Here is a 20265-nt window from a genome sequence, read left to right on the forward strand (position 1 = left end):
AATTAGTCATACCTATAAATAGGTATGACTAATTGTCACAGGAAAAATTAGAATATCTCATTACTGCTTTTAAGCTATTCGATATCCTGAATCTACTTAATACATATAGATATTAATATAGGCGAAAAGGATGAATTTAGTAGGAAATTTCCCACAAGATGTATTTTTTTCAAATAAATTATTAATTTATTTGGAGTTTTTGTAATAACTCTGCATTAGTTCTCACCCCAATTTTTTTCATTACCGATCTCTTTTGAGCACTTACTGTTTTTTCACTCTTGTTTAGTATTTTTGCTACAGCATGTCCGGGTAAACCACACTTAAAATAAGTGATTATAATAACCTCTTGTTTTGTTAGATTTATTTTTTTTATGTAATTACTTAATGTTAAATCACCAAGTGAAAAACTTAACTGATTGGTATACTTTTTCTTTCGCTTAAGGACTGACATGATTTTTTTTTCTAAAATAGATAATGGATCATCAAAACAGAGAAGTGTAACCTTTCCTTTTGTTTCCATCTCAATGAAAAAACGATTAAAATCATAATCATACCTAGATGTTATGATGAATACTTTATCAAATAAAATACTATTAGCTGCACTACTCAATACATTAAATCGGTCAATGTTACTGACATCTATGAATAAAAAGTCATTTTCAGAGTAAAATTGAGGTTCTACATTAACAGCACCTTCATAGCCAGATTTTTGTAATACATGATTTAACAATTCGAATAGACCTAACTCTAAGTATTTATTATTAACGACAATAGAAAAATTCTGCATACATACACCTTACCTCCTCCCTCAGATAGCAAGGAAAGAAGCTGAATTAAAACATTCAGACCAGAGATTGGTTTTTAAAAATAGTTAAGCACTATAAAACATTGTTTAAAAAAGAGATACACCGACAACTTTTTAACTTAAAAAAATTAAATCCCGAACCAATCAAAAAAAATGAATTATATAACTTTCATTTCATTCTAGAGCAGGATTTAAAACCAAAAGCAAAGCCTTTAATATTGCAATTGAACTGTTAGGCATTATGGAGTGGGAATGTTCTTAAAAATCATTGGGCACTGAAAAAGAATGGCTGCATTTGGTGATTATATTAATAAAAAATATAGTTATTATGCAAATAGAGATAAGTATATCTTATGTATAGAAATACAGAATGATTCTTATAAATCAAGTTTTTTGCATTTTATTCAGGGTATTAATACATAATACTTTAGGTGTACCGACTATGTAGAAACCATTTTATGAAACTTTATTCTGGCAGTTTCTGGAGCCTGCTTGCATCCCCTATGACCTACTCCCCGTTGATTAGTACACCCCGATGTTAGTAATGTCTTCATTTTGACCCGCTATCTCTTGAGCCAGCGATTACAACAGGAAGGTACCATTCGCGCGATGACTGCCTCCCCGAATGACTCGCGTCTCATGGAGGAGGTACTGGATACCCGCAAAGTGTGTGACAAGACGACGTGGACACTGGCGAGCAGAACGGATGGCAGTGTGCAAGTGATCTATCAGTGCTATATGCCTGTGGCCTGGTTCCAAACGATGTTCGCGCAGCAACTGGAAATTGGAAGGAACAAGGACGGCGAACGCTTGCTGACATAGTGACCAGAAATAAAGTACTGAAAGCAACTGTGCGGGAGAAGAAAAAGCGGGAACCGCTATTGCTTGCAGAAGCCAACGCATTGTTTGAGCAACTTCAGGTCCGTGGCGACCTGGACCGCTATAAATCACTGGTCAAATATGCTTCGATGGGTAATCAGAGTCTGGGAACAGTGAAGGCCTTCTTTGACAGCGAAAATGGGCAGGCGTAGCTGGATACGTATCCCAGGGCCGAGGCGGCGCTGGGCCACCACTGCCACGGAACACAGCTCTTTCGGCATTACCGGCCAATGGCAAAACATTGGCCGCCGGTTGGTTAATTCGAAGGATTTCAAACAAGTGCGGTCACATATTGTGATCTATGAGCAGGGCAGTGGCACTGCATTTAAATCCTTCCAACACGCAGACCATAGCCCTGAACGTGCGTGTCAGCTGCGCGCGGGGCAAAACCGAACTCTTCCACCTCACAATCGCTCAGCGAATGCACAGTCAAATTGGCCACAGCTCCCGCGACATCATTCAATGGGTTGCTCAGTTCAGCACCGAGATTTCTGCTATCTCCGCGAGCTTTCCACCACCACAGTTGATAACAACTCGCGTCAGGTCACGACTCATGTCAGGTACTTCAGTCTTTACCGAATGGGGTGTAATCATCTGCGATACCATCGCGTCGGCGGGCGGCGGGACGACCTTCAGTTCCATCATTACGATAGCTGGATTGAGACCAGCCCCGCCACGCTCAAGCATGACCTCATATCCACCGGTAGAAGTTTCAACCTCGCCTGACACTATAAGCCTGGGCGGCTGCGCATATACAGATGCCTTCCACTCGCCGGATGACTGGATCCGGCATCCCGCCGGTATTTCAGCCGCGACTGTCACAGCCGATGGTATATTCTGTTCAATCGCCGTGGTCGGCAAGACCGCCTGCTCGCGGGATTGTATATTTCCAACCGCAGCAGTGCTGGCACCGGAATTCTGGTTACAGGCAACCAGCATCAAGGATGCCGTCAGCGCGCTAACGCGTAATAATGCAGACTTGTCCAACATAGTCGATGTCTCCCGTGCAATCGCGAGTGATTAATTTTGCAAACATATCATGATTGAACCAAATTTATTGCAAAAAAATGGCTTTGTAATGAAAACTTAGGCTATTCATCTATTATTCAGTGATCCCCATGAAACTCGCTACAGACATGTATCCCCCAAATGGGGAGCTGCGTCCAGATGGGGAAAAATTGCTTGGCTGGGTCTGATTGTGGGTTTATATCACATTGATAACTCACCAGTCTGGGACGTGTAAAAGTCATGTCCCCCTAACCGAACCTTCAAAAAGGGATAATCTCGTGACCAAAAGCATTAGGCTCACTGTCGCAATAACACTGCTTACTGCGACACTGCCCATATTAGCTAAAATGCCAGAAAATTTTGTCTATACCAGCTCTGGCGACCTCGAAGCGGCATCAGTCATTATCGCACGTAGCGATATTGGCGGTGCGCAGATCGTTTACAATTGGCGTTCACTCGAACCTGAGAAGAACAAATACAACTTCTCGCAGATTGAGAAGGACTTGGCTCGTCTTAAGGTAGCCAATAAAAAACTTTTCATCCAGATCCAGGATCGGTTTTTCGAACAGAATGCCCGGTACGTTCCTGATTATCTGATGAATGATGCCAGATACGGTGGGGGGATATCGCCACAATTTGATAATCCTGGCGAAGGAAAGCCGAGTGGTTCGGGTTGGGTGGCACAGCAATGGGATCCTGCTGTGCGCCAACGTTATCAGGCTCTGTTGGCAGCGATTGCAGAGCGTTTCGATGGTCGAGTCTATGGTGTGAACCTACCCGAAACAGCCATTGATCTTGACGAGAAAAAGCTACCCGAGGGATTTTCCTGCGATAACTATTTTGCAGGCGAAATGGAAAATCTCACCTTTGCGCGAAAGGTGTTCACCAAATCCCATGTGGTGCAATATGTCAATTTCTGGCCGTGCGAATGGAACAACGACCACAATTACATGGGCCGGCTGTTTGAGTTCGCGAGTGCCAATAATATTGGACTTGGCGGCCCAGATATTGTTCCCAACCGCAAAGCGCAAATGAAGAACTCATATCCGTTCTTCAACAAATACAAAAGTAAGCTAGCACTCATTGCCATGGCAGTGCAGGAGCCGACCTTGACCTACAAGAACCCCAATACGGGTAAGCCATTTAGCAAGGATGAGTTTGTACAATTTGCCGACAATTATCTTGGCGCAGATATCATCTTCTGGAGCACTACATCTCCCTGGCTGACTAAGAAATAGGTATCAATCGCTAGGGACAGAAAGCCTCACTGCGAGATCATGTATAGGTTCTTTTTCCGGATAAAATCGCGCCAGCCGTCGGACAACAGCACTGATAACCCGCGTAAGTAATGGTGCAGACTGGTTCGAATGTTGGCGCATTTACACAGCGGAAATTTCTGGGGTTCCAGCTTAGGCCCCCTCCTCGGGAACTGATTGCAACATTCAGTTGGGTTCAGTATGAAAGCACCAAGGTATAAATTTAAAACCCATTTTCAGCCCTAAAAATGCCCCAAATATTTAGGGCATTGAGTTCAGTTCGTTGCGGATTTTCTTTGTTAGCTAAACGCGTTGCCCACGCATCCAGGCCACGAGCTGGTATCCGGTTCATTACCAACTGATAGGATGATGCGAACTCTTACAAATATAGTCATACAGACGTTGAGTATCTTCCAATGAACAAAGGCGAGTGCCAAGATTAAGTGTTGCCGCGCTACCTGCTGCAACACCAAAACGTACAATCTCAAACAGGTCTGCACCCTTTGCCAGTTTCAGCGTCATTGCGCCAACCATACTGTCCCCTGCCCCAACGGTACTCATCTTCTTCACCGGCGGGGGAACGATTTGTACCCAGTTATCACGATCGACTGCCAATGCTCCCTGTGGCCCAAGCGACACCACGACTCGCTCGGCAGCGCCACGGTTAACCAACTCCTTAGCAGCATGGCGTACATCATCAGGATGCTTCAACTCCCGCCCTATAAGGGCCGATAGCTCATTCTGATTAGGTTTTACCAAGGCAAGCCCCCCCAAATCTAAGCTCGCTTTTAATGCATCGCCAGAGCTATCAATGATGCACTGCAATCCCATAGCTTTAGCCTGCTGAATCAGGTGAACTAATTTTTCAATACCAGTACCTGGCGGCAAACTACCGCTAATAACCAAAATCGATCCTGAAGGGATGTTTTGCACTTGTAGTACCAGTAGATCAAACTCAGCATCACTCAATCGTGCCCCTGGCATAACAAAACGATACTGTTCACCACTGTTGTCTACGTGGACATGCATGTTCTGCCGTGTCCAATCCTGCGTTTTCAGCGTTTTCGTCTCAATACCTTCCCGATCAAGCAATTCTTTCAAGTGCTCCCCTGTAGGGCCAGCAATAGGAAAAATTGCATGAGCTTGACCACCAAGATAAACAACAGCACGAGCGACATTAATACCGCCACCACCCGGCTCAAAAATAGGTGCCGTGCAACGTAGTTTTCCTTCAGGGTAGATTTTGGGCGTCGTTGTTGCGCTGTCTAGCGAAGGGGATAATGTTAAAGTGAAAATCTGAGTCATGATAATACAACCTTCCTTTTTGGTTTTTATTTCGCAGATTCGGCAAATAAAAATAGAAATTGTGTATTGATGACGGACTTAGAACAGCCACATTAGCGACCCAAAAGCCCGATAAATAACTGACTGTAACCTCAGTAAATACAATGACTACTCTAAGTAAAGCACATAATTCAGTACGTCGTAGTATTAAGATTCAATTGAATAATAGGCTTTATTTATCATTTTATCTGACCATAACGGGGGCTATCGCTGATAAACGATGAAATTAATCGCGATGTTAACATCAGTGAAATTGAGATAATGTTATACGCTATTGAGAATAACAAACGCTCTCATCGAGATTCGTCATCGTTGTTATTTACGCGACAGGATCAATCACAACACCGTGGCGAAAATATTAATAAATTGAATCGCTCCTTTCATCGTTAAATCTCCTCTTCACATACTTTACTCGATGAATTATTGCACCCAACAACAGAACGTTAGCTTTTCTTTTCAAAAAACAGTGTCACTTTGGCGACTTCAACACCAAATTTGCGCAGTGATGTCTGGTTGAACAAATGGGTATCATCCTGGCGATATAGCCAGTCATCAAAGTGTAGTTTTATGCTGCCGTTCTCTGTTTTCACGTCCATATCATAACGCCAGTTGAAAGCATTACCTGCGGTATAACCATGGGCCACGCCAATGATATCCCCTGCCGTCCCCTGATAGCTGCCATCAGCGTTTCTGATGATGCGCCAGATTCGGGTCTGGCGCTCGCCATCAGCAAAAACAAACTTCTCGTTGAGCGTCAGGGTATTGCCGACAACATCGCCCTGGATAACCACCTCAAAACGGCGAGTCTGTTTATTCTGATAATTCTGCAACATTCCCCAGGCGCGGGTTTCACCGCTGAAGTAGCCGAACAAATCGAAAGTAGGTTTATTGTTTTGATAGTCATTGATATCTGCACTGCATCCAGCCAGTACAAACAGGAAAGCCAGTAACAGGCTTTTGATTTTCATCAGATACCTCCAGTCAATTGTTGCCGCAAGTCAGGATATTGTGTCGTCGGTGACAACCAGATAGCGAGAAATGCATCTCGGAAAGCACGGTCGAAACGATCACCAATCGGCTTAATATATGGATTAGATGGCGCGCGATAATAAAATTGTCCGCCAGTATTATCACCCACGAAAGTGAGTTGGCTGCCAGAGGTTACTGCCGGCCATATCGTCGCTATCTGCTTGAGCCAACGCTGCTGCTGTGCTGCAGACACGCTGATTTTCATGGCTTGCCATTGTTCTTGTGTAGCGTTCACCAGCTCTTCTTGGGTAATAGAACGCTGATAGTTAATACTCAGTGCCTGCGGCCATCCCCCCTCCTCATAGCGTCCGCTCGGTGTACGCAATACTGAAAAATAAATATCAAAGGGCCCCCAACGTAGCGTGGCACTGCCTACCGTCGGCCACGTGCTCCAATCGCTGGCCTGTGCCACCTGAGTACTCAGACAAAGAAGAAAAGTTAACAGCATCTTCATTCAATTCTCCTGCGTAGTATTGGCCAACTGACAACTGGCAGATAAATAGCCCACCCTAAAGATAGGGTGAGGATCATCATTTCAGGTGCGATTTGTGGGGTCATCGCATTCAATTTCCAGCCGATGACATAGGCTAGTGGGCCGGTAAGCGCACCTAACAACACAACTGTTTTCACCGTCGGGATAATCCGTCTCAGTAGCCAATAAAACCAGCTAGTGAAAGTAAGCCACAATGCGCACATCCATATGGGAACACCGCCCCCGCCAGCAAATTTAAAGATATCGAGATAGCACCAAAACGCATCCATGGTAATACCCAGTAGCGCCGCTAACAGGACCCATATACGCTGTTGCCGCGGGGTAAATATCAGTGCCAGCGCAGCGCCCAGAAGTAGAAAAAGCATTACTTGTTCACGCCAAATAATGGCCAGCGTCCAATAGGCATCAAAACCGAGCGTAGTTAGCCAAAATCCGGTGCCCAATCTCATCGACGCTCAGCACTCAGTTGTACGGTGCTGATGGATCGCGCCAGAAAACCAGCTTCGCAATAGCACAGGTAAAATCGCCACTGGCGCTGAAAACGTTCGTCAAATCCCTGATTCTGTAATAAAGGCCAATTCTGCTCAAAACGCTCACGCCATTGTTGCAGCGTGCGGGCATAGTCACGGCCAATATCGAATAGGTCACACATCACCAGATCGCTATGGCGTGTGAGGGTATCGCACAGCGCGGTTATCGATGGCAAGAAGCCTCCGGGGAAGACGTAACGCTGGATAAAATCCACATTGCTGCTGTATTGCTGATAACGCTGGTCAGTAATGGTGATCACCTGTAACACCATTTTGCCTTTAGGTTTCAGTAACTGCTGGCAACATTTGATAAATAGAGGCAGAAAACGTTTGCCTACGGCTTCGATCATTTCGACCGAGACCAGTTTGTCATATTGCCCCGTCAGCTCACGGTAATCCTCAAACAACAGAGTAACGCGATCCTCTAATCCAGCTTGCTTAATACGCTGTTGGGCATAAACGTACTGTTCCTGCGAGATAGTCGTGGTGGTGACGCGGCAGCCATACTCACGCGCGGCAAATTCCGCCAGCGCTCCCCACCCAGTACCGATCTCCAACAGATGATCTTGTGGTTGCAGATCTAACTGTTGGCACAAGCGACGCATTTTAGCCTGTTGCGCCTGTTCCAATGTCATCTCCGTTTCACTGTACAACGCGCTGGAATAAAGCATTTCACTGTCGAGAAACTGCTGATAGAAGCGGTTACCCAGATCGTAATGTGCGGCAATATTGCGCCGTGCCTGCCGCCGACTATTATCACGTAGCAGGTGCACCAGCCGATGCCAAGGGGCGGTCAGCCAACTTAAACGGGCCTCCATCTTATCGACCAACTGCATGTTACTGGCCAGCAACTGAAGCAGGCGAGTTAGATCAGGACTGCTCCAATAACCGTCAATGTAGCTTTCTCCACCAGCAATGCTGCCACCCAACAGTATTCGGCGGTAAACTCGGGGATCATAAACCTCGATTTCAGCCTGTAGCGGAGCTTGGGTATCACCAAACTGGATTTCACCGACACCTGCTTCACGCAGCAATAATCCGCCCCCTTGCAACTGCTGTAGCAAGGTAAAAATAATGCGACGAGCACCTTTATTGTGACCCGAAAAAGGGGTGCTATCGGCGAGGGTGTATTCTGAGGAACTCATCGTTCATCCTTGCCGCCGGCGGCGGGGTGAGGGTAAATAGGGGTGCGTTTCAGCCATAACTTCAGTGCTTGCCAGTAAATGGCGGTGGCAGTTTTCAGTGTCATTAGAGGCAGAAGCCATAACTGTCGGCGCAACGTTGCCCGCGTTAGAGGGTGTCGATAAAGCAGTAATGTCGCGTCAAATTCGCGGCTGACACGGTGATTTTCGATATGAATGCGCAGTCTCTGTGCGGGGGCAGAGAGCCGCCAGTGGTAGGTCATGTCCATCGGGTTAAACGGTGATACATGAAAAACTTTATCTATGGTTGAGGTACCTTCTGGATTTACGGCATAGGTATGGCGTTCATTCCACGGGGTATTACGAACTTCGGCCAACAACCAACACAGTTTGTCATCATCGTTATACAAATAGTAAAAGTTGACGGGATTGAAGTAACATCCCAGATAGCGCAACTGGCACAACAGCATAACGCGGCCATTCAACTTTTCGCCGGTCAATTGTGCAATACGTTGCTGCGCTTTGTGTTTAATATCGCCACCACCCAGATAATCGCCACGATAAAACGACGCTGGGGCAAAGCGTTCCAACGCAATACCCAGCGCGGGCAATTGTGTCAGTTCATCAAGATCAATCAACGGCATGAAGATTTGGTAATCAAAGCTGTGTTGGACCGGGCTGAAGCGACGATGGCGCACATGTCCTACATAAAGGGCGCTATTCATGCGGCGTTCTCCTGCAACAAAACCTGCGTGACGTCCAGCGCACTGCGTACCCCATCCTCGTGGAATCCGTTATACCAGTAAGCGCCGCAGAACCAGGTATTGTGCTGCCCGTTTATCAGCGAACGCTGCTGTTGTGCCAGTACAGTAGTCTGATTGAATACCGGGTGGTGATAACTAAACTGGCGCAGAATTAGCGCCGGTTCAATCGGTTGCTGTGGGTTGAGTGTGATACAAAAGGTCTGTGGCGCATCCAAGCCTTGCAGAATATTCATGTTGTAAGTCACGCTGGCGAGTTGATTCTCTGCATGCTCGTCGCTGGCTGGTAAGCGATAATTCCAACTGGCCCAGGCACGGCGTTGGCGTGGCAGCAGACGAATATCGGTATGCAGGATGACTTCATTCGCTTGATAGCCCAACTGAGCTAAAACACGTTGCTCCTGCGGGCTGGCATCGGCCAGAAGACGCAGTGCCTGATCGGCATGGCAGGCAAAAATCACCTGATCAAAATGTTGTTGCCCCAAGGCGCTATGAAGTATCACCCCTTGTGGTTGGCGTTCAACCCGCAGGACTGGCATATTCAGGTGCAATGTCAGGTTGTCTGCCATTATGGCCAACATGCGGCGCACATATTCACGCGAGCCGCCTGGCACTACAAACCATTGTGGGCGGTTGGTGATGTCTAACAGACCGTGGTGATCGAAAAAGCGCAAAAACAGTGCTAATGGAAACTGGCGCATATCAGTCATTGAAGAAGACCAAATAGCGGCCCCCATCGGTAACAAATAATGCTGGGCAAAATAGGGGGAAAAACCTTCCTGTTGCAGAAAATCGTCCACCGTTTGAGCCGCAATACCACCATTCGCCAGGTTTTTCTTACATTGGCGATTGAAACGCATAATCTCTGCCAGTAGGCGATAAAAGCGTGGATTCAGCAGGTTACGGCGTTGGGCAAATAGAGTATTGAGCGTATGGCCGTTGTACTCCAGTCCACTGCGAGGATGCGTAACCGAGAAGCTCATCTCCGTGGCTTGCCCACTGATGCCCAATTCAGCCAACAGAGCAATAAATTGCGGATAGGTCCGCTCGTTATAGACGATAAATCCGGTATCGATAGCGTAGCTGCGCCCTTCCAGCGTGACGTCCACGGTCGCGGTATGCCCACCGGGATAATCATTGGCTTCAAACAGTGTAACCTGATGTTTTTTAGCTAACTTCCATGCACAGGTTAAACCGGAAATCCCGCTGCCGATAATGGCAATTCTCATTGGATTACCTCACCAAACGCTTGGCAAGCCAGCGTTGTAGAGCTTGTGGAAGTAGAGCTGTTAGTCGTAACAGCGCGGCGAACAGTGGGGGAAAAGCAATTTCAGCGGCCCCTTTTGCCAGACCACGGCGAATATAGTGCGAAGCCTGCTTAGGGGTGATTATCATCGGCATGGCAAAATCGTTGCGGTCAGTCAGCGGTGTGGCAACAAAACCGGGTAATATCAGCGAAACATTAATACCGGATTTTGCCAAATCCACGGCCAGGCTACGGGCAAAATAGGCAAGTGCAGCTTTTGAGGCACCATAAGCTTCTGCGCGCGACATGGGGATGATGCTGGCTGTTGACCCCACCAATGCGATCCTGCTCCCGGACGACAGTTGTGGTAACAGGGCATCTAAGCAATTGATCGGACCAAGAAAATTAGTATTAAGCACCCGTGCAACCCGTTCAGCCTCTACGACACCGTTATCAAGGTATTCACAGGTTCCAGCACACAAAATAACCAGATCGGCCGGACATTGCGCCAACGCGCTACGCGTAGCAGACAAATCGGTTATGTCGAAATGACGCGCCGTAATTGCCGAATTATGCGCGCCAAGTGCCATCAACCGGGCTTCATCACGTCCACAGGCGGTCACCTGCCAGCCCTCGGCGGCATAATCGAGCGCCAATTGCTGCCCAATCCCGGAACTGGCTCCGGTGATCACCACGTGTTTCATGCTTGTAGCCTCTTCTTCAATTTGACAACAATCCCGCCGAGTAGCGGTATATGTTCATACAGCATGGCACCCAGATCGTAGTAATCACGCTGATAGATAACCCGCTGTTCAGCAAAGCGTAACTGGCTGATACCCTCTAAACTGAGCAAGCTGCCACGGCGCAGACGGGGATGGGCATAAGTCATATGCCAGCACACAGAGGCTTGTTGGTCATGGTGCTGAATGTCAGTGAGGGTAAAGCTACAAGTGCTTAAGTTACTGAGCAGCAATTGAAAATAAACTTCAAGTGAACTCAATCCCTGATGTTCTCCAACGGGATCGATAAAGTGGATATCGCGATGATAAACATCAGATAGCTCGACCAGACGTGCTGTATCCAACGTGGTATAGAATTGTGAAAAACGTGCCAGCAGTGCTTCAGCGTTACTCATGGTAGTGCTCCGAAGCAAGGATTAGCAGAGCATGGTTATCGATAAGCGTAATATTCAAGCCTGCATCGCACCAAGCTGCTAATTGCCGCCGCTTGGCAGTATTGAGTACGCCATCGGTGCAGAGAAAGTAGCGTTCGGCCTTAAACATAGCCAATTGCGGAGCTTCCAGCGATCCCGGCAAAATATCGATATGCATATTGTTTTTCGCCAGAACGATGGCGGCCATCCACAACTCGGTAGGATCGATGTTTCCCCATCCCAGTAGTAATACATTCTCGCCTGGCTTCTTGCGTGCACCCAGCATACAAAAAGTCGCGTATTCAATGATCACGCCATCCAGCAGACGACTCAGCATGTGCAGCAATTGATGTTCATTCTTAAGCTGTGAACGTAATGGTCTTAGCACATATTCAATCAGGGCCTGAGGTGGATATTCGCGCCCTAATTCAAAGATACGACTACGGAGTTTATGCGGTGCGGGAGCCTGAATCAGCGCCAGTAACTGTTGTTGCAGTGTTACCCAGTTAGTGCTGTCGCCAGGTGCTGTGCCACCGTCGAGTAAAGGTTTGATCTGGCTAACTGGGACGCCGCGTTCTATCCAGCGCACAATAGTGCGGATACGGACAATATCGTCGTCATTGAACTGCCGATGGCCACCTTCAGTACGTTGTGGTTTTAACAAGCCATAACGCCGTTGCCAGGCACGCAGTGTTACTGGATTAATACCACAAAGTTGCGCCACCTCACTGATACTGTATGTCGCCATGCCATTTACCTTGCCGAAAACACCTATAGATTAACCATAGCGGGTTAATACAAACTTGTACAAGAAAATAATAATTGTACAAGTTTGAGCAAGAAACGAAGAAAGGGATTACGGTGGTGAAATTAGGCTGATGCAGCTTTCTACATGTTAAGCCAATTCGCAGCAGAGGAAGATGTATCTGTTACCCAATAACTCTTTTAACTAGCTGAAATGAAACGTTCTATTATCAGGATTACTTGTCAGATCCGCCCTATTCTGATTTCAGCTTGTGACTGAACCAAATAGCATGCCAACCCCCGATGATACCCCCATCGCAAGCGCACTCCAGAAGGTAATTCGAATAATACCTGGCCATATTGGCGCTCCGCCTGCTTTCGCGGCAATCCCCCCCAGAATAGCCAGAGAAGCCAATGCTGACAGGCTAATGGCTGGAATTGCCCAGTCAGCCGTGACAATAAACGCCACCAACAAGGGCAGTATTGCGCCCGCTGAGAAGCTCATCGCAGAAGCCCAGGCCGCTTGTAATGGGCGAGCGGTAGTGATTTCAGATATCCCCAATTCATCACGGGCGTGAGCACCTAACGCATCATGGCTCATCAGTTTTTCAGCCACTTGCTTGGCCAGTGCTACATCAAGGCCGCGATGAACATAAATCGAGGTTAACTCACGATATTCACCTTGAAAATCGGCGTTCAGTTCTGCTTGCTCTTCCGCCAATGCGGCCTTTTCTGTATCTGACTGAGAAGATACCGAGACATATTCCCCTGTTGCCATCGACATCGCACCCGCAACCAGACCTGCAATGCCGGTCAAAAGAATACTTTGATGTGTGGCATTGGCTGACGCGACACCCAATAACAAACTTGCGGTAGAGACAATCCCATCATTAGCGCCAAGAACTGCGGCCCGCAGCCAGCCTATCTTTTCGATACTATGCCGTTCTCTGTGCATCGTGGCGCTACCTTTTAGAGTGAAACTTCAGAGTTTATCAAGTCGCTGTTGAATGTCCTGATGACGGCCTTTATCTGCCAATTCTCGGCCTGAACGTGCTGGGGCCGCCAGTGCTTTTTGTAAATAGCCTTTTGCATCCGCTTTGCGCCCTTGCTCCAACAGGAAATCACCATAGAAATAGTTGGGATCTATGCCGGTTGGATTTACCTGTAACGCTTTTTTTAACAACAGTTCGGCTTGTTTTTTATCGCCAAAACCAATAGGCCAACCAGGAACCTGATAATAGAGGGTTCCGAGGCTGGTATAAGCAGAGCCATCCAACGCATTAGCATCGAGTTTTATTGCCAGCTCCAGCTTAACTTTCGCGTCCTTAACCAAATCCAACGCTCCCAGCCCCCCCTTCTCTCCTGCCCAACTGCTTTTAACGATAGCAGACCAAATTAATAGATCAGCACGTGATCCGTTGGCTGAACTGGCCTTATCTGCAATCGTACTGAGTTTTTCCAAACAGGACTCTTTCTGTTTTGCCACCACCTGATATTGGCAAACAGCCCATTGATTTTGGATATCGACCAACTCACTTTGGGCATAAACAGCGGTACTGCCAAAAACGGTAAGTAATAATACTAACGTCTTCATGGTGAATCCTTCTTATCACTGGAAGCCTGAGCATAGCGGGCAATAATAGCGTGTTGCTTCGCGAGAGCTTTATCAACAATGCTGGGGAAAATTGCATTTAATTTGACAAAGAACCGCTCCGGCCAGCCAAGCCAGCGCCGTGTTACTTCTTGATTCAGCGCAATAACTACCTGTTTAGCCACAAACTCGGCACTGTCACTTTTTGTCCCCAATTCTGCATTCATGGCATAAACAGCCGTTGAATTAAGCGTGGTTTGTGTGGCTCGAGGCGCAAAATAAAGAACATTGATGGCCGAACCGCTTAATTCACGGGCCAGTGCCTCACTAAAGCCACGAAGGGCGAATTTACTGGCGCAATACACGCTATATCCGGCATAACCAATACTGCCAAAGCTGGAACCAATATTCATAATAATGCCGGGATTACTGATATAGGGTAGTAAAGCTCGAGTCAGTAATATCGGCGCCTGAATATTCAGTGATAACTGCTGTACTATCTGTTGCTCACTTTGATCCTCAAGCCACGCAAAGTGATTGGTGCCAGCATTATTGATTAAAATATCAATGCTGGGTTGATCCCTAAGCACTTCAACCTGTTTTGCCAATGCCGCCGAGTCACAAAGGTCGGCTACCCATACTTGATGATCCTCGGGATTAGGTAATGCATTCAAAAGCTGTGTAAGGGCAATTTCATTGCGCCCGTGCAATATCAAACACGCGCCCTGTTTCGCCAATGCATGGGCCAGTGCCCGGCCAATACCGCCACTGGCCCCGGTCAGTAGAACTCGGCTATTATTGAGTTTCATTGCGGTTGATCCATCAGGCCACGCAGCATGTCCCCATAAAGCTGGTAAACCACCTTGGCAGAATGAATAATCGCCGCACGATCTTCGACTTTTTCAACCTGGTTCATTAATGATTCAAAAAAAGTCAGATGTTCTTTATCCAGTTCACCGTGTGAACTGAGGTAGCTCGTGGCTTTTTCCGGTAACCCCAGCCCTTGTTTGAGCTGTTGGGCAACCGTTGTTGCGATAGCAACACTGGTCCCTTCCAAGACGTGCACCATACCAAAAATACCCATCGGGTTAAGGCGGGAGGCATGATCGTAGAGAAACGCTATCATTAACTCTATCGCCAATACTGGCTGACCATGACGAACGGCCTGCGCATCACCGCCACAAGTGCGAATATCATTTAATATCCATTCCTGGTGCCCATATTCTTCATCAATATATTCGGCGATAGCCCCACGAACCCACTCATACTCTGAGCTCATCCGGCCACCCGCCGTCATCAGTAAAGGGACGGTATGGCTAACGTGATAGAAAGCCTGGGTCAAAAAGGCGATATACATTTCGGCGTTAATATTCCCACTACGACAAGCCTCTATAACCGGAGCAGAAAGGAGTTTCTCTCTATCCGCCGCAGTATCATGCTGTAATTGTTGATAGAAATTCATACCCTACCCCCTGCAATTAATTGATCGATACGGAGGTGATACTCGGACAGAATTTGCTGCCTTTTCGGACGCCCGTTATTGGTTAATAACCCGTTTTCTACACTTAGCTGGGCCAGAAGATAATGGTGAACCTGTGCGTAATCAGGCAGCCGTCTATTAAGTTGAGCTATTTGATCTGCAAGACTATTTTCATAACCGGGTGTCGGTTGGATCAAGGCGACATTGGCGGTTAACCCATCACCAAAGATGACAATACGAGATATCGCCGGAAAAACTTGGGCTTCGGCTTCAACCCATTCTGGGGAAAAATTCCGACCAAATGCTGTAATCTGAACATTCTTTTTACGGCCAGTAATATGCAGAAAACCTTGGTTATCAAAATGCCCAAGATCACCAGTCGTCACAGCTTGTGCCGGTGCCGGCTCGCCCAAATAGCCAAGCATTGTTGAACCAGAAATCAGAATTTCCCCATCTTGCGCGATGCTTATCTGACAATGCGCTAATGGTTTACCCACTGAGCCGGGCAACATATCCCCCTGCGTATTTAGGGCAACCACCGAACCACATTCTGATAACCCATATCCTTCATAAACCGGCAATCCTAATTGATGTGATTTAGCCACTAAATCCGTGGCAACCTTGCCCCCGCCAACAGCAACAAAACGTAAACTCTGTGTCAGATCTGGATTTATGGCACATAACATCACCAACAAGCGTAATAGCTCGGGTACCAGTACCAAGCTGTGCGGGCGCCACTGTTGAATTGCTTGGGCAAGGATCTGATAGGAGAATTGGCTGGAGCCGGTAAAACCCACTTCAGCAAGCGGCGGTATACGGCTACATGCCCCGCTTAACAGCGGAACATACAGTCCGGTAATGTTTTCAAGTAATGTTGAAAGGGGCAGCAATGTCAGATGCTGTTCAACATTGGCAGGAGCCACTCTGTCGATAAGCGATAGACTGACTTGCATCTGATGATCCCAACTCAGGCATACCCCTTTGGGATGGCTCGTGGTCCCCGATGTATAAGTGATTTTTGCGGTATGCGGTGGTAACTCGGGCACCGCTATCGGTTGGCGGCGTTGCAGAGCGTATTCAAATGATGTGGTAGTTATCCAATCCGCGCGTGCAGGGCCAATCAAAGCATCCGCACCGCTACTATCCAGTAGCCAATTCTGCTGTTCATTACTGAAAAAAACCGGCACCGGTATCATAACAATATTGGCTAATGCGCAAGCCAAATCGATAATGGCCCAGTCAATGCCGTTATCCAGCAAGAGTGCCAGTCGCGCTATTTTCTGGTGGCGGAACCTCTCTGCCAATGCCGCTATTTTGGGCAGTAATTCACCGTAGTTAATCACCTGATAACTATCGCACAATGCAGGGCGCAGAGGGTCTTGCGCCGCCATTTTCGCCAACTGTTCAAAAAGGATCATCGTTGTGTCCTCCTTTGAAAAGTAAAAATGCTGGGCATTGGCGCAAACAAGGAAAGTAATAAGCTGGTTTTACTCAGCACTTGGCGGCCCTGATTTAAGTCCCCCACCATCACACAGGGTTGGCTCTGGTAGTATTCCCCCCATGCAAAAGCCTCTTCACCGAGACGATTTGCCAGCGCAGGGGCCAGTTCCAGTGGTTTTAAATTCAATCGGTGAAAAATATTGCGTAATTTTCGGGTACCGGTAAACACCACGTAATCAAGCTGGTTCTCACATAACAACCGGCAAATAGCCGCAAACATAATTCGTGCATTTCCCGATTCCGAACAAGCAAAATTACCTATTTCAACCAAACGATTACGTAAAACTGAATGCCCTGTTTGCGTTGCAATGACCACCTCAATAGGTGCGTCCAAATAGTGCTCAAGATAAAGTGCCCCGAAATCACCACGATTCAAGCCACAGGCACCAATAAGGACACCATCGGCACGATATAGTCCTAATAAATGAGGTAAAAAATGTGGGATAGTGGCATTGAACTCACGGCTATACTCCCGCTGAATATATTGTTGCAGTTCGTTTTCTTCTTGCTCATTCTGAGCAAATAACAACTGGTAAGGTGCCTGAATATTCATGCTCATAATCGCTCCTTTTACTGATAATAAGGAGTGTAATGATGGATACTTAAGAAAAACTTAAATTGATAACAATATTGGGTTTAGCCGTTAAATGCCTTTATATCCCCAACCCGCACACGTGGGTTTTTCTCCTTAACTCATTGATACTCATACCACAAGAAATATCTGGAAATGCTCACTATTGAGCAATAGCAAGCTACATTCATAAGCACTATTCAGCTATTCCATATAGTGTCTAAATGAAAATGTACCAAAAATCATATTTGAGGAGATAAACATGTCACAACCCCCAATCAATCAATCAGATATTAAACATTCCAAACAACGGCGCTCACTATTAAAAACTGCGGTAGGAATGTCGGTGCTTGGTATCGCCAGTGGATTAACTCTAGCCACACCAGGGATATCTTACGCAGCAGCATTAACGCGTGAAGAGCGAGATAAACTCACTCCGGAGCAAATTATTGCTGGCATGAAAGAAGGGAATATCCGCTTTAGAGCAGGCAAGATGCAACAGCATGATTATTTGGCTCAAAAACGGGCCAGTGCTGAAGGTCAATTCCCCGCGGCGGTTATTCTCAGTTGTATTGACTCACGGGCTCCGGCGGAAATTCTTTTTGATACCGGGATTGGTGAAACGTTTAATGCCCGTATTGCCGGTAACATTGCCAATAACGATTTATTGGGCAGTATGGAGTTTGCCTGTGCGGCCGCGGGAGCAAAAGTAGTTCTGGTCTTGGGGCATACTTCGTGTGGCGCAGTTCGGGGGGCAATCGACGGCGTAGAACTCGGTAATCTGACCGGCTTGTTAAATCAAATTAAGCCAGCAATTGACGCAACCCAATTTAACGGAGAAAGAACCGGTAAAAATGATCAGTTTGTCGATGCCGTTGCTAAAACCAATGTTCAGCATACGATCAATGAAATACGGAGCCGGAGTAGTATTCTCAATGGATTAGAGAAAGAGGGGAAAATTAAAATAGTTGGCGCAATGTATAATCTCAATGGCGGGGCCGTTGAGTTTATTAGCTAATAGATTACAAGCTCCGGGCTTTATCGCTCGGAGCAAATTCATAATGATATCGAGCCGCTATTTTCTGTGGTGGTAGGCAACTAATAAGTGATGCCAGATTCCATTATCTATTGTTTAAACAACATGTTATACAGAAAAGCATCACCAAAGACACAGGATAAAAGAAAGTCGTGCTACGCTTTAATTAAGCGATAACGTTAATTTAGCTATTCTTTATGCTAATAGAATTCCTACACGAAAAAGTTCCTTAGCCTCACCGTTATCAGGAGCGTCACCATGAATCCTCCAATATATGTTTGTTAGCCCTATTTAAAAAACTTAAATAACAGATCACTATTTTACCTGTGTGGGGCCTCGATATGTTTCACTTTGATGCTTATGGTACGCTCGTTGCTGCAACGCTGGTGCTATTGCTAGGAAGGCAATGTGTCCAGAATATTCCTCTACTACAAAAATATGCTATCCCGGAACCTATTGCGGGTGGTTTGCTGCTCGCATTACTGTTTCTGCTTATTCATCAGACAACCGGTTGGGAAGCCAGCTTTGATACATCACTACGTGATCCGCTAATGCTGACTTTTTTTGCCTCAATTGGCCTTAATGCGAATCTGGCAAGCTTAAGGGCTGGCGGTAAGGTATTGATAAAGTTTTTTGTGGTCGTTATTGGTTTGCTGTTACTGCAAAATATGGTTGGCATCGGTATGGCCAAAATTCTGGGGCTGGAGCCACTGATGGGGCTGCTGGTGGGAACCATAACACTTTCTGGTGGGCATGGCACCGGTGCGGCTTGGAGTGCCGTATTTGCGGAGAATTATGGCTTAAGTAATGCTACGGAAGTTGCCATGGCCTGCGCAACTTTCGGTTTGGTATTAGGTGGCTTGATCGCCGGCCCTATTGCCCTTTATCTCATTAAACATTCCGCCACTCCCAATGGCAGAGCCGAAGATGCCTTGCAACCCACAACCTTCGAGAAACCCCAGTCAGGGCGGATGATCACTGCGCTGGTATTAGTAGAAACTATCGCCATGATTGCCATTTGTTTGATGGCTGGTCGCTATATCTCGGGGTTACTGGCGGGATCTCTATTTGAATTACCGATCTTCGTCTATGTCTTATTTGTCGGGGTTATTCTTAGTAATCTACTCACTTATACCGGGTTTTATCAGGTTTTTGACCGTGCAGTCTCCGTAGTCGGTAACGTAAGCCTCTCCCTTTTTCTGGCAATCGCGCTGATGAGCCTGAGATTGTGGGAATTGGCGTCTCTGGCATTACCGATGTTGGCGATTTTATTGGTGCAGACGCTAACCATGGCTCTGTATGCCATATTTGTCACTTATCGGATTATGGGAAAGAATTATGATGCGGCCGTTCTTGCTGCTGGGCATTGTGGTTTAGGTTTGGGGGCAACTCCAACAGCAATTGCGAATATGCAAGCGATTACCGAGCGTTTCGGACCATCTCACGTTGCGTTTCTGATTGTACCGATGGTCGGCGCTTTCTTCCTGGATATCGCCAATGCAGTAGTGATCAAACTGTCTTTGTTATTACCGATGTTTACGCAACTTGGCTAAAAGCCAGTATTCATGGTGGCATCAACCGGCCAGAAGACGGAAACCCAGTATAAGCCAGCACATACCCTATAGTATGTGCCGGTGTTTATTCACCAGTGCACCTCTAACGCGCTAAATCCCCTCCCCCCTCGCGCCATGCTCTTC

Annotated in this window: 22 protein-coding genes; 5 read left to right on the forward strand and 17 right to left on the reverse strand. The window is 46.8% G+C overall.

All coding sequences use genetic code 11. The features are described from left to right. Positions 1-181: 181 nt before the first annotated feature. On the reverse strand, positions 182-787 hold the full coding sequence (locus Q2T72_RS18135) for a LuxR C-terminal-related transcriptional regulator (RefSeq protein WP_083162642.1): 606 nt from the start codon (positions 785-787) through the stop codon (positions 182-184). Between the two features lie 839 nt (positions 788-1626). On the opposite strand from Q2T72_RS18135, the gene Q2T72_RS18140 reads away from it, so the two are divergent. The 3 genes from Q2T72_RS18140 to Q2T72_RS18150 all read left to right on the forward strand — a co-directional run bounded on the left by Q2T72_RS18140 (position 1627) and on the right by Q2T72_RS18150 (position 3930). Then, the gene (locus tag Q2T72_RS18140; RefSeq protein ID WP_083162638.1) at positions 1627-1836 is read left to right on the forward strand and encodes a hypothetical protein; all 210 of its coding nucleotides are present in this window, start codon (positions 1627-1629) and stop codon (positions 1834-1836) included. 401 nt (positions 1837-2237) lie between these two features. Then, a complete protein-coding gene (locus tag Q2T72_RS18145; protein ID WP_127891218.1) occupies positions 2238-2708 on the forward strand; it encodes a hypothetical protein in 471 nt (156 codons plus the stop codon). 331 nt (positions 2709-3039) lie between these two features. After that, on the forward strand, positions 3040-3930 hold the full coding sequence (locus Q2T72_RS18150) for a hypothetical protein (RefSeq protein ID WP_372569913.1): 891 nt from the start codon (positions 3040-3042) through the stop codon (positions 3928-3930). A gap of 369 nt (positions 3931-4299) precedes the next feature. Here Q2T72_RS18150 and pfkB read toward each other — a convergent pair whose 3' ends face one another. The 16 genes from pfkB to Q2T72_RS18230 form a co-directional block, all read right to left on the reverse strand. Beyond that, positions 4300-5253 carry a 6-phosphofructokinase II gene (gene pfkB, locus Q2T72_RS18155; protein WP_083162632.1) on the reverse strand — a complete coding sequence of 318 codons (954 nt, stop codon included), beginning with the start codon at positions 5251-5253 and terminating at the stop codon, positions 4300-4302. A 482-nt stretch (positions 5254-5735) separates the two neighbouring features. After that, positions 5736-6260: a DUF3833 domain-containing protein gene (locus tag Q2T72_RS18160; RefSeq protein WP_372569604.1), complete on the reverse strand. Its 525-nt coding sequence runs from the start codon at positions 6258-6260 to the stop codon at positions 5736-5738. Beyond that, a complete protein-coding gene (locus tag Q2T72_RS18165; protein WP_193784779.1) occupies positions 6260-6775 on the reverse strand; it encodes a hypothetical protein in 516 nt (171 codons plus the stop codon). The genes Q2T72_RS18160 and Q2T72_RS18165 overlap by 1 nt, the downstream gene beginning before the upstream one ends. Beyond that, the gene (locus Q2T72_RS18170; protein ID WP_083162628.1) at positions 6772-7263 is read right to left on the reverse strand and encodes a DUF2878 domain-containing protein; all 492 of its coding nucleotides are present in this window, start codon (positions 7261-7263) and stop codon (positions 6772-6774) included. The genes Q2T72_RS18165 and Q2T72_RS18170 overlap by 4 nt, the downstream gene beginning before the upstream one ends. Next, positions 7260-8489 carry a cyclopropane-fatty-acyl-phospholipid synthase family protein gene (locus Q2T72_RS18175; RefSeq protein ID WP_083162626.1) on the reverse strand — a complete coding sequence of 410 codons (1230 nt, stop codon included), beginning with the start codon at positions 8487-8489 and terminating at the stop codon, positions 7260-7262. The genes Q2T72_RS18170 and Q2T72_RS18175 overlap by 4 nt, the downstream gene beginning before the upstream one ends. Next, positions 8486-9211, reverse strand: a complete 726-nt coding sequence (locus tag Q2T72_RS18180) for a DUF1365 domain-containing protein (RefSeq protein WP_083162624.1) — start codon at positions 9209-9211, stop codon at positions 8486-8488. The genes Q2T72_RS18175 and Q2T72_RS18180 overlap by 4 nt, the downstream gene beginning before the upstream one ends. Beyond that, positions 9208-10476 carry an NAD(P)/FAD-dependent oxidoreductase gene (locus Q2T72_RS18185; protein WP_083162622.1) on the reverse strand — a complete coding sequence of 423 codons (1269 nt, stop codon included), beginning with the start codon at positions 10474-10476 and terminating at the stop codon, positions 9208-9210. The genes Q2T72_RS18180 and Q2T72_RS18185 overlap by 4 nt, the downstream gene beginning before the upstream one ends. A 4-nt stretch (positions 10477-10480) precedes the next feature. After that, complete coding sequence (locus Q2T72_RS18190) at positions 10481-11197, reverse strand: SDR family NAD(P)-dependent oxidoreductase (RefSeq protein WP_372569605.1); 717 nt, start codon at positions 11195-11197, stop codon at positions 10481-10483. After that, positions 11194-11628, reverse strand: a complete 435-nt coding sequence (locus tag Q2T72_RS18195) for a nuclear transport factor 2 family protein (protein ID WP_083162619.1) — start codon at positions 11626-11628, stop codon at positions 11194-11196. Before Q2T72_RS18195 ends, Q2T72_RS18190 begins: the two co-directional genes overlap by 4 nt. Next, a complete protein-coding gene (locus Q2T72_RS18200) occupies positions 11621-12394 on the reverse strand; it encodes a MerR family transcriptional regulator (protein ID WP_083162617.1) in 774 nt (257 codons plus the stop codon). Before Q2T72_RS18200 ends, Q2T72_RS18195 begins: the two co-directional genes overlap by 8 nt. Before the next feature lie 261 nt (positions 12395-12655). Then, the gene (locus Q2T72_RS18205; protein WP_083162615.1) at positions 12656-13345 is read right to left on the reverse strand and encodes a VIT family protein; all 690 of its coding nucleotides are present in this window, start codon (positions 13343-13345) and stop codon (positions 12656-12658) included. A gap of 27 nt (positions 13346-13372) precedes the next feature. Further along, positions 13373-13984, reverse strand: coding sequence for a tetratricopeptide repeat protein (locus tag Q2T72_RS18210; protein ID WP_083162613.1), 612 nt, complete (start codon positions 13982-13984; stop codon positions 13373-13375). Further along, entirely contained in the window at positions 13981-14790 is an 810-nt protein-coding gene (locus Q2T72_RS18215; RefSeq protein ID WP_083162611.1) for an SDR family oxidoreductase, read from the reverse strand. The genes Q2T72_RS18210 and Q2T72_RS18215 overlap by 4 nt, the downstream gene beginning before the upstream one ends. Next, entirely contained in the window at positions 14787-15443 is a 657-nt protein-coding gene (locus Q2T72_RS18220; protein ID WP_083162609.1) for a TenA family transcriptional regulator, read from the reverse strand. The genes Q2T72_RS18215 and Q2T72_RS18220 overlap by 4 nt, the downstream gene beginning before the upstream one ends. After that, the gene (locus Q2T72_RS18225) at positions 15440-16879 is read right to left on the reverse strand and encodes an AMP-dependent synthetase/ligase (protein ID WP_372569606.1); all 1440 of its coding nucleotides are present in this window, start codon (positions 16877-16879) and stop codon (positions 15440-15442) included. The genes Q2T72_RS18220 and Q2T72_RS18225 overlap by 4 nt, the downstream gene beginning before the upstream one ends. Further along, on the reverse strand, positions 16876-17520 hold the full coding sequence (locus tag Q2T72_RS18230) for a thermostable hemolysin (RefSeq protein WP_083162605.1): 645 nt from the start codon (positions 17518-17520) through the stop codon (positions 16876-16878). The genes Q2T72_RS18225 and Q2T72_RS18230 overlap by 4 nt, the downstream gene beginning before the upstream one ends. 274 nt (positions 17521-17794) lie before the next feature. On the opposite strand from Q2T72_RS18230, the gene Q2T72_RS18235 reads away from it, so the two are divergent. Beyond that, on the forward strand, positions 17795-18550 hold the full coding sequence (locus Q2T72_RS18235) for a carbonic anhydrase (RefSeq protein ID WP_083162603.1): 756 nt from the start codon (positions 17795-17797) through the stop codon (positions 18548-18550). A 359-nt stretch (positions 18551-18909) separates the two neighbouring features. Next, the gene (gene gltS / locus Q2T72_RS18240) at positions 18910-20121 is read left to right on the forward strand and encodes a sodium/glutamate symporter (protein WP_372569607.1); all 1212 of its coding nucleotides are present in this window, start codon (positions 18910-18912) and stop codon (positions 20119-20121) included. Positions 20122-20265: the final 144 nt, after the last annotated feature.

This window comes from Yersinia sp. 2466 StPb PI, from assembly GCF_041538325.1.
In the GTDB taxonomy this organism is placed as follows: domain Bacteria; phylum Pseudomonadota; class Gammaproteobacteria; order Enterobacterales; family Enterobacteriaceae; genus Yersinia; species Yersinia enterocolitica_E.

Coding starts and splice junctions, on each gene's coding strand:
- Q2T72_RS18135 (WP_083162642.1), bottom strand. CDS start 787: ATGCAGAATTTTTCTATTGTCGTTAATAATAAATACTTAGAGTTAGGT.
- Q2T72_RS18145 (WP_127891218.1), top strand. CDS start 2,238: ATGTCAGGTACTTCAGTCTTTACCGAATGGGGTGTAATCATCTGCGAT.
- Q2T72_RS18150 (WP_372569913.1), top strand. CDS start 3,040: ATGCCAGAAAATTTTGTCTATACCAGCTCTGGCGACCTCGAAGCGGCA.
- pfkB (WP_083162632.1), bottom strand. CDS start 5,253: ATGACTCAGATTTTCACTTTAACATTATCCCCTTCGCTAGACAGCGCA.
- Q2T72_RS18160 (WP_372569604.1), bottom strand. CDS start 6,260: ATGAAAATCAAAAGCCTGTTACTGGCTTTCCTGTTTGTACTGGCTGGA.
- Q2T72_RS18165 (WP_193784779.1), bottom strand. CDS start 6,775: ATGAAGATGCTGTTAACTTTTCTTCTTTGTCTGAGTACTCAGGTGGCA.
- Q2T72_RS18170 (WP_083162628.1), bottom strand. CDS start 7,263: ATGAGATTGGGCACCGGATTTTGGCTAACTACGCTCGGTTTTGATGCC.
- Q2T72_RS18175 (WP_083162626.1), bottom strand. CDS start 8,489: ATGAGTTCCTCAGAATACACCCTCGCCGATAGCACCCCTTTTTCGGGT.
- Q2T72_RS18180 (WP_083162624.1), bottom strand. CDS start 9,211: ATGAATAGCGCCCTTTATGTAGGACATGTGCGCCATCGTCGCTTCAGC.
- Q2T72_RS18185 (WP_083162622.1), bottom strand. CDS start 10,476: ATGAGAATTGCCATTATCGGCAGCGGGATTTCCGGTTTAACCTGTGCA.
- Q2T72_RS18190 (WP_372569605.1), bottom strand. CDS start 11,197: ATGAAACACGTGGTGATCACCGGAGCCAGTTCCGGGATTGGGCAGCAA.
- Q2T72_RS18195 (WP_083162619.1), bottom strand. CDS start 11,628: ATGAGTAACGCTGAAGCACTGCTGGCACGTTTTTCACAATTCTATACC.
- Q2T72_RS18200 (WP_083162617.1), bottom strand. CDS start 12,394: ATGGCGACATACAGTATCAGTGAGGTGGCGCAACTTTGTGGTATTAAT.
- Q2T72_RS18205 (WP_083162615.1), bottom strand. CDS start 13,345: ATGCACAGAGAACGGCATAGTATCGAAAAGATAGGCTGGCTGCGGGCC.
- Q2T72_RS18210 (WP_083162613.1), bottom strand. CDS start 13,984: ATGAAGACGTTAGTATTATTACTTACCGTTTTTGGCAGTACCGCTGTT.
- Q2T72_RS18215 (WP_083162611.1), bottom strand. CDS start 14,790: ATGAAACTCAATAATAGCCGAGTTCTACTGACCGGGGCCAGTGGCGGT.
- Q2T72_RS18220 (WP_083162609.1), bottom strand. CDS start 15,443: ATGAATTTCTATCAACAATTACAGCATGATACTGCGGCGGATAGAGAG.
- Q2T72_RS18225 (WP_372569606.1), bottom strand. CDS start 16,879: ATGATCCTTTTTGAACAGTTGGCGAAAATGGCGGCGCAAGACCCTCTG.
- Q2T72_RS18230 (WP_083162605.1), bottom strand. CDS start 17,520: ATGAGCATGAATATTCAGGCACCTTACCAGTTGTTATTTGCTCAGAAT.
- Q2T72_RS18235 (WP_083162603.1), top strand. CDS start 17,795: ATGTCACAACCCCCAATCAATCAATCAGATATTAAACATTCCAAACAA.
- gltS (WP_372569607.1), top strand. CDS start 18,910: ATGTTTCACTTTGATGCTTATGGTACGCTCGTTGCTGCAACGCTGGTG.